6 protein-coding genes and 1 pseudogene are annotated in these 7,815 nt (G+C 70.0%); all 7 read left to right on the top strand.

Features of this window, described 5'->3' with window-relative positions:
* Positions 1-442: 442 nt before the first annotated feature.
* Positions 443-1,000 (top strand): hypothetical protein, encoded by a 558-nt coding sequence (locus tag D3105_RS30545; protein ID WP_118906153.1) that lies wholly within the window; start codon positions 443-445, stop codon positions 998-1,000.
* Between the two features lie 397 nt (positions 1,001-1,397).
* The gene (locus tag D3105_RS30540; RefSeq protein WP_003968086.1) at positions 1,398-1,706 is read left to right on the top strand and encodes a hypothetical protein; all 309 of its coding nucleotides are present in this window, start codon (positions 1,398-1,400) and stop codon (positions 1,704-1,706) included.
* Between the two features lie 181 nt (positions 1,707-1,887).
* Positions 1,888-2,760 (top strand): hypothetical protein, encoded by an 873-nt coding sequence (locus D3105_RS30535; protein ID WP_118906152.1) that lies wholly within the window; start codon positions 1,888-1,890, stop codon positions 2,758-2,760.
* Positions 2,750-4,120, top strand: coding sequence for a hypothetical protein (locus D3105_RS30530; protein ID WP_118906151.1), 1,371 nt, complete (start codon positions 2,750-2,752; stop codon positions 4,118-4,120). The genes D3105_RS30535 and D3105_RS30530 overlap by 11 nt, the downstream gene beginning before the upstream one ends.
* Positions 4,117-5,667 (top strand): SCO6880 family protein, encoded by a 1,551-nt coding sequence (locus D3105_RS30525; RefSeq protein WP_118906150.1) that lies wholly within the window; start codon positions 4,117-4,119, stop codon positions 5,665-5,667. Before D3105_RS30530 ends, D3105_RS30525 begins: the two co-directional genes overlap by 4 nt.
* Before the next feature lie 76 nt (positions 5,668-5,743).
* On the top strand, positions 5,744-7,171 hold the full coding sequence (locus tag D3105_RS30520) for an ATP-binding protein (protein WP_029182634.1): 1,428 nt from the start codon (positions 5,744-5,746) through the stop codon (positions 7,169-7,171).
* A 1-nt stretch (position 7,172) separates the two neighbouring features.
* Positions 7,173-7,815: pseudogene (locus tag D3105_RS30515) on the top strand (type VI secretion protein); the annotation flags it as partial.

The raw sequence follows: 7,815 nt of genomic DNA, 5'->3' as shown, positions 1-7,815 counted from the left end.
TCCCCCGGCCGCCCCCGCCGGTCCGGCCGACGCCCTCGCCCGCTCCCGGCCGTCGTTCGGCTGCCCGACCACGGTCACTCCGCCCACACCGCTCACCCCGTTCTCTTGATCTCTTGATCGTGGAGCGGCACTGTGCCAAATCCGCCGTACGCGACATGCCGTACGTCAGCACGCGAGGCCCCGGCGCCCCACGCACGCCATCCCGTGATTCCCGGCCGGACGAAGCGGAGGCCCTGCTCCCGTGGAGCCCGCCCGGTTCACCCGAACGAAGGGGGCGGCGGACATGGGCGGACACACCGGCGCACGGCGGCGGTCGCCCGCGCGGGGGCCCGGGCGGAGGCCCTCTCCCCCGCACGGCGGAGTTCCGCGCCCCGGGCCTCGTACCGCAGAACCGAGGACTCGGGAACAGAAGCTGACGCCCCGCCACACCCCACGAACCACGATGGAACGCATGCGAACCCGAAAGGAACACCACACCGACCCCGCCCCCGCAGCGTCCATTCCTCCGGCCCGGTGGGCGGTTCGCGCCGCGCAACTGATCACGCTGCTCGCGCTGCCGACCGGGCTGTGGCGGCTGGCGATGGTGTGCGGGTTCCCGTCCGGGTACACCGCGGCCGGCTTCGTACCGTTCGACACCCCGGGCTCCAAGCTGTGGATGCTGACACTGAGCGTCGCCTGCGAACTGCTCGCCCTGCTCTCGCTCGGCCTGGTCCGGCCGTGGGGCGAATCGGTGCCCCACTGGATACCCGTCATCGGCGGCCGCCCGGTTCGCCCCCTGGCCGCCGTCGTACCGGCCGCCGCCGGGGCCCTCGCGCTGACGGCGATCTGGGCCACCATGCCCCTGTGGTGGACGTACCCCCACCCGGACATGACCCCCGCCGGCCGCCTGCTGGTCGGTGTCATCTACCAGCCGCTCGTCCTCTGGGGTCCGCTCCTGGGGGCCGTCACCGTCTCCTACTACCGCCGCACCCGGCTGACTCGGCGTCACGCCCACCGCTGACCGCCGCCCCCGCAGGACCGACCGGGCCCGCCGTCCCACAGCGCGGCGTTCCCCGAACCCGACTGACGAAGCATCGAACAGGGTGCCGACCGGCGCACCGACGGCTCTCGAACGGCGCATACGAACACGCCGTGCCCCGCGAACGCTGCAACCGCATCAGAACCCATGACCACCGTCGTTGCTCCTGGTCACAGGCCGTGATACACAGAGTAACCAGCCATATGCGCGAGGAGCGGACGAGCCGCAGGTCAGGGCGGCCGCCCCGGTCAAACGTGCGAGATCCGGGTAAAGAGACCCGGGAAGGCGTCGTGCGAGCGCGGTTTCATCAGCGAAGATAGAAGGCGACCCATGCCGGACGGCACGGGCAGCGAACTACCCAACAGGGGCGGTGACTTACATGATCCTGGCAGCAGAGAAGGGCGACATCACCACCATCATCGGCGGAATCGCTCCGGACTGGGGGCCGTTCGGGACGCTGGGCAACGAGGCGCGCATCATGATCGAGGTGGTGATGGCCATCGCCATCCTGCTCTGCCTCGGCATCGCGATCTGGGGTGCTGCGAAGCAGCGCATCGGAGCGACGGCACTGCGCGACACGTTCAGCGCGGAACAGGGCAAGGGCCTGATCGTGGCAGGGCTGACAGGGGTCTTCATCATCGGCTCCCTGGGAACCCTGTTCACCATCGTGTACGGAATGGCCGTCTGACCCACCACCGGCCGTCTCCCTCCGGGCCGTCCCAGCCCGCTCCCCACCGTCCGCCCGTCGCGCCCACCGGCTGAGGTTGCGTTTCCCTGATGTCGAGTCACCACACCGCGCTCAAGCGGCAACCAGCACAGCTACCGTCGTTTTGCGCGGATCCGCACACGACCGAGGGGGCGAACGCGGCATGAGTCCCGGTGACGAGCACGACTACCGCGGCAAGGACCAGGGGGGCCGTGCGGACGACCCGTACAGCACGCTCGGCGGCACCCGTCAGACCCGTACCCGTCTCCCCGACGGCAACCCGGGCAACCCCAACGGACGCCGCCCCGTCCGCAACTCCCGCTCCCTCGTGACGATCACCGGCATCGTCGTCCTCCTCGTCGCCGCCATCGCCTTCGCCAACCGGGGCGGTGGCAGCGACGACGACGCGTCCCCGGGCGCCAAGAGCTCCGGAGCCGCGGGAAGCGCCCCCACCGCGGCCACCGGCACGAGGCCCGTCGAGGGCAAGACCGGCACGATCCCCTCCGGCTTCGCCCACGACGAGCAGGGGGCGCAGAGCGCGGCGGCGAACTACTCCGTGGCGTTGGTTTCCGACGGCATGTTTTCTCAGGAGCGGCGCCGAGAAATTTCCAAGGCGGTATACGCGCCTGACGTAGCAAGCGCGCGACAAGGTGACTTGGACAAGGTCTACTCCGACCAATCCTTCCTGACAAGCATCGGATTGAAGCCGGATGGCAGCGCTCCAGAAGGTCTGACCTTTATTTCCCGTGCCAACCCGGTGGGCACCAAGGTGGAGAAATACGCAGGCGACACCGCGAGCGTGGCTGTCTGGTACTCCGCCCTGTTCGGCCTGGCCGGTGAAGGCTCCAAGAACCCAGTGTCGGAGAGCTGGTACACCACCACGTACGAGCTGCGGTGGGTCGGTGGGGACTGGAAGATCTCCGACTTCCAGCAGAAAGACGGCCCCGTACCCGTCGGTCGCGACCAGGCCGCCTCTTCCGCGGAAGAGATGGCCGACGCCGTGCAGCAGTTCGGAGGGTTCACCTATGCCAGGTAAGAGGTCCCTTCGCGGGCTTTCGGTCGTCACAACCTTCGCCAGTATTCAAGCGGCGGTCGTTCTCTTCGCCGGCCGTGCAGCCGCCGACCCCACACCAACACCGTCTCCTTCGACCAGCAACGACGCGTGCGACCTGATCCGTGGCCCCGCCAAGGACTACTGCGAAGGCGGCGAAGGCGCAGGCTCCCGTACCCAGGACGTCCCCCCCACCGACGCCCTCGACCCCCTCTCCTCCCTCGCCCAAGGCTGCGCCGACGCCGCCTCCTGGATCGTCGGCAAGCTCAGCGAGGCCGTCGACTCCACGGCGAACGTCGACTTCACCAACCCCAAGTTCCTCCAGCAGTACGCCGTCATCTTCGCGGCCTCCACCATCCTCACCCTCGTCCTCTGGCTCCTCGCCGTCGCCAAGCGCGCCATCCGCGGCGTCCCCCTCACCACCGCGATCTCCGAGGCCGTCGGCTTCCTCTGGCTCACCGTCCTCGCCTCGGCCTTCACCCCGCTGATCCTCTACACGATCGTCTCCGCCACCGACGGCGTCACCGAGATCATCGCCTCTGCCACGGGCGGCCAGACCGACGTCTTCTTCGGCTCGTTCGCCGAAGCCCTCAAGAAGGGCGAGGACATCGGCGGCGGCCCCATCATGCTGATCGTCGTCTCGCTCGTCTCGATCCTCGCCGCCGGCATCCTGTGGCTGGAGCTCGTCATCCGCGCCGCCCTGCTCTACGTCGGCGCGCTCCTCGGGATCGTCGTCTACGCCGGCCTCGTCGACAAGAACATGTGGGGCCACGTCCGCCGCTGGGCCGGCATCATGATCGCGGTGATCATGGTGAAGCCGGTCATCGTCATCGTCCTCGGCCTCGCCGGAGCACTCTCCTCGGGCGACGGACCCGACGCCTTCTCCGCCGTCGTCTCCGGCCTCTCCATCATCCTGCTGGCCATCTTCGCCTCCGCCATGATCTACCGCTTCGTCCCCGGCTTCGGCGACGAGATCCAGGGCGCCCGCACCAACCGCAAGCAGGCCACCGACGGTTCCCAGGCCGCCGCCCTCATCAGCTCCCCGGCAGCCCTCGTCTCCCAGGGCATCAAGACCCACAGCGGCCGCAACGACCAGAACAGCGGCGGAGGCGGCGCCCGCCCCGCCAACCCGGCCAGCGGCGGCGTCGCCGCCCACAGCTCCCGCACCTCCGGCGGAAGCGGAGGCGGCGGCGGGGTCGGCGGCGGATCTGTCCCCTCCGCCGCACCCTCGCCCCGCAGCGGCTCCGCGCCCACCTCCGCCACCCCCCACAGCAGCCGCTCGTCCCGAGGCGGAGGCGGCTTCGGCACCACAGGTAACTCGAGCACAGGAGGTGGAGGGCGTTGACGACCCAGTCCCACACGATGACGCCCCGCCGCACGTATCTCATCGGCCGCGCCCGGCCGAACGCGATCGTCGGCAAGAACCGCGAGACCGGCGAGATCGCCCTGATCATCGTCGGCGCGTTCCTCGGCATGATGAGCGGGCTCCTCGTCCCCCTCCTCTCCCTCCGCATCGTCTGCCTCGTCGGCTTCCCGATGCTGGCCCTCGCCGTCGTGTACGTCCCGTACAAGGGCCGCACCTTCTACAAGTGGTTCGAGATCAACCGCACCTTCAAGCGCTCCCTGCGCCGCGGCACCGCCTACCGTTCGGGCGCCATGGAAGCCGGCGTCAGCGCCGACGGCCGCGAGGTCGAGATCGGCCCGCCCCCCGGCATCGGCCGGATCAGCTGGCTCGCCGCCCCCTTCGGCCCCGACGAGATCGCCGTACTCCTCCACGCCGACCGGCGCACCGTCACCGCCGCCATCGAGATCGAGGGCCCCGGCGTCGGCCTCCGCGACAGCGAGGACCAGGAAGCCCTCGTCGACCGCTTCGGCACCCTCCTCAAGCACGTGGCCAACGGCGACGGCTTCGTCACCCGCCTCCAGATGCTCGCCCGCACCCTCCCCGCCGACCCCGACGCCCACGCCAAGGACGTCGCCCAGCGCGGCGACAAGGCGTCCCCGGCCTGGCTCCAGGACTCCTACGACCAGCTCCAGTCGATGGTCTCCACCTCCAGCGAGCAGCACCGCGCCTACCTCGTCGCCTGCATGCACTACAGCCGTGAACTGGCCGCCGAGGCCAACGCCATGGCCCGCGCCGCCCGCCCCCACGGCGGCCGCAAGCTCGACCGCGACGCCGGGCTCGCCGTCGTCATGGCCCGCGAGCTCACCGACATCTGCGCCCGCCTCGCCGAGGCCGACATCCGGGTCCGCCAGCCGCTCGGCCAGAGCCGCGTCGCCTCCCTCGTGCACTCCATGTACGACCCCGACCACCCCATCGACCACATCCAGGCCATGACCAAGCGCAACGCCTGGCCCGCCGAACTGGACGCGGTCGAGCCCACGTTCCTCCAGGCCAAGACCCGCGAGTCCACCACCCGCGCCCCCTGGTGCCACGCCACGGCCTGGGTGAAGGAGTGGCCGATGACCCCCGTGGGCGTCAACTTCCTCGCCCCGCTCCTCGTCCACACCCCCGACGTCATCCGCACCGTCGCCGTCTGCATGGACCTCGAACCCACCGAGGTCGCCATCGAACGCATGCTGACCGAGAAGACCAACGACGACGCCGAGGCCAGCCGCCAGGCCAAGATGAACCGCACCGTCGACCCCCGCGACATCGCCGCCCACGGCCGGCTCGACCAGCGGGGTGAAGATCTCGCCAGCGGAGCGGCCGGAGTGAACCTGGTGGGGTACATCACGGTGTCGTCCCGCTCACCCGAAGCGCTCGCCCGCGACAAGCGCACGATCCGCGCCTCGGCCGGCAAGTCGTATCTCAAGCTGGAGTGGTGCGACCGCGAGCACCACCGCGCCTTCGTGAACACACTCCCGTTCGCCACCGGCATCCGCCGCTGACCCGAGCACCCGCACAGAACACCGAACCCACCCCGCCCAAGCCGCCCAACCCGCAGGAAGAGAGGGCACCCACGCCATGCGAGACCCCCTGTCCGCATTGTCGGATGCCTTCACCTCCTTCCTCTTCGGCAAGGTGGAGACGACCCGCCTCCCCGTCCGTACGTCCACGGGCCAGGCCCAGGCCGTCTACCTCCCCACCGCCGCCCCCGGCCTCGGCGACTCCGGTGTGATCATCGGCCGCGAGGTCTACAGCGGCAAGGGCTACATCTACGACCCCTTCCAGCTGTACGGGCAGCAGCTCCCCGCCCCCCACTGGCTGGTCCTCGGCGAGTCCGGCAACGGCAAGTCGGCGCTGGAGAAGACCTACGTCCTGCGCCAGCTCCGCTTCCGCGACCGCCAGGTCGTCGTCCTCGACGCCCAGGGCGAGGACGGCGTCGGCGAGTGGAACCTCATCGCCCAGGAGCTGGGCATAACCCCCATCCGCCTGGACCCGACCGCAGCCCTCAACGGCGGTATCCGCCTCAACCCCCTCGACCCGTCCATCACCACCACCGGCCAGCTCGCCCTGCTCCGTACGATCATCGAAGTCGCGATGGGCCACGGCCTCGACGAGCGTTCCGGCTTCGCGCTCAAGGTCGCCCACGCCTACGTCACCGCGACCATCACCGACCGCCAGCCGGTCCTGATGGATATCGTGGAGCAGCTGCGCCACCCCGAGCCCGAGTCCGCCGAGGCGATGAACGTCGACATAGACGATGTACGGGCCTGGGGCCTGGACGTCGCCCTCGTCCTGGACCGCCTCGTAGACGGTGACCTGCGCGGCATGTTCGACGGCCCCACCACCGTCGGCATCGACCTCGACGCACCCCTCATCGTCTTCGACCTCTCGCACATCGACCGCAACTCGATCGCGATGCCCATCCTGATGGCGATCGTCGGCGTCTGGCTGGAACACACCTGGATCAGGCCCGACCGCAAGAAGCGCATCTTCCTGGTCGAGGAGGCGTGGCACATCATCAACTCACCTTTCGTCGCCCAGCTTTTCCAGCGTCTGCTGAAGTTCGGACGCCGCCTCGGACTCTCGTTCGTCGCCGTCGTCCACCACCTCAGCGACGTGGTGGACGGAGCAGCGGCGAAGGAAGCGGCGGCGATCCTCAAGATGGCCTCCACCCGCACGATCTACGCGCAGAAGACGGACGAGGCCAGAGCGACCGGCCGGGTCATCGGCCTGCCCCGCTGGGCCGTCGAGATCATCCCGACCCTCACCCCCGGCATCGCCGTCTGGGACGTCAACGGCAACGTCCAGGTCGTCAAACACCTGATCACCGAGGCCGAACGCCCCCTGGTCTTCACCGACCGCGCCATGACCGAGGGCTCGGCCATGGACCCGGACGACCTCCTCCCCGAGGACATCCGCGCCGCCGAACTGGAGGCGGAGCAACGGGCGGCCCGGATCGAGCACCAGCAACGGATGAACGAGTCGTCAGAGTCAACGGTGGCCTGACATGGCACGCCGGCCAGCGCGGGGCCGGGGCAACGGTCCCGCCCCTCACGACGTTTACGACGGCGGGCCCCAGGGCGGCGGCGTCCCGGACGGCCTGCTGATCGGCCTCCTGGCCCTCCTTCTCGCGGCCACCCTGGTCGCCTGGACGGCCACCGGCCTGGCCGGGCTGTTCGCCCACGGGGCCTGGCCGGACGGCGTGACGTTCACGCGCTCCCCGCTCGCCCTGCGCGAGCTGGTCACCGCACCCCAGGACCTGACCGCGGCCTGGCCGGAGACACCCAGGTCCCAGCTGTCCGGATACGGCCTGTTCTGGGGACTGTTCATCGGCGAACTGATGGTGCTGCTGGTCCTCACGGTGTTCACGCTCGGGGTGGTGTCCCGTGGCCGTGCCGTACGGGAACGACGCCGCGAGGAACGGGCCTTCAAGGCGTACGATCCCCAACTCCCCACGGACAGGCCGGCACCGGCAGCACCGCAAGAGCAAGCACAGCCGCAGGAACGGGCGAAGGCACAGGCACACCCGGAAGCCCCACCCCTCGCCGAGGAGACGCCCCCTCTCCCCGAACCGAGCGAACCGAGCGCGGCGCTTCTTCCCTCCCCCCGCGCTCGGTTCGCTCGGTTCGGGGAGAGGGGGCGTCTCCTCG

The organism is Streptomyces globisporus, from assembly GCF_003501885.1.
In the GTDB taxonomy this organism is placed as follows: domain Bacteria; phylum Actinomycetota; class Actinomycetes; order Streptomycetales; family Streptomycetaceae; genus Streptomyces; species Streptomyces globisporus_D.
Note: the sequence above shows the minus strand (reverse complement) of the source record. Positions and strands in the feature narration are given on the sequence as shown.

Coding starts and splice junctions, on each gene's coding strand:
- D3105_RS30545 (WP_118906153.1), top strand. CDS start 443: ATGGAACGCATGCGAACCCGAAAGGAACACCACACCGACCCCGCCCCC.
- D3105_RS30540 (WP_003968086.1), top strand. CDS start 1,398: ATGATCCTGGCAGCAGAGAAGGGCGACATCACCACCATCATCGGCGGA.
- D3105_RS30535 (WP_118906152.1), top strand. CDS start 1,888: ATGAGTCCCGGTGACGAGCACGACTACCGCGGCAAGGACCAGGGGGGC.
- D3105_RS30530 (WP_118906151.1), top strand. CDS start 2,750: ATGCCAGGTAAGAGGTCCCTTCGCGGGCTTTCGGTCGTCACAACCTTC.
- D3105_RS30520 (WP_029182634.1), top strand. CDS start 5,744: ATGCGAGACCCCCTGTCCGCATTGTCGGATGCCTTCACCTCCTTCCTC.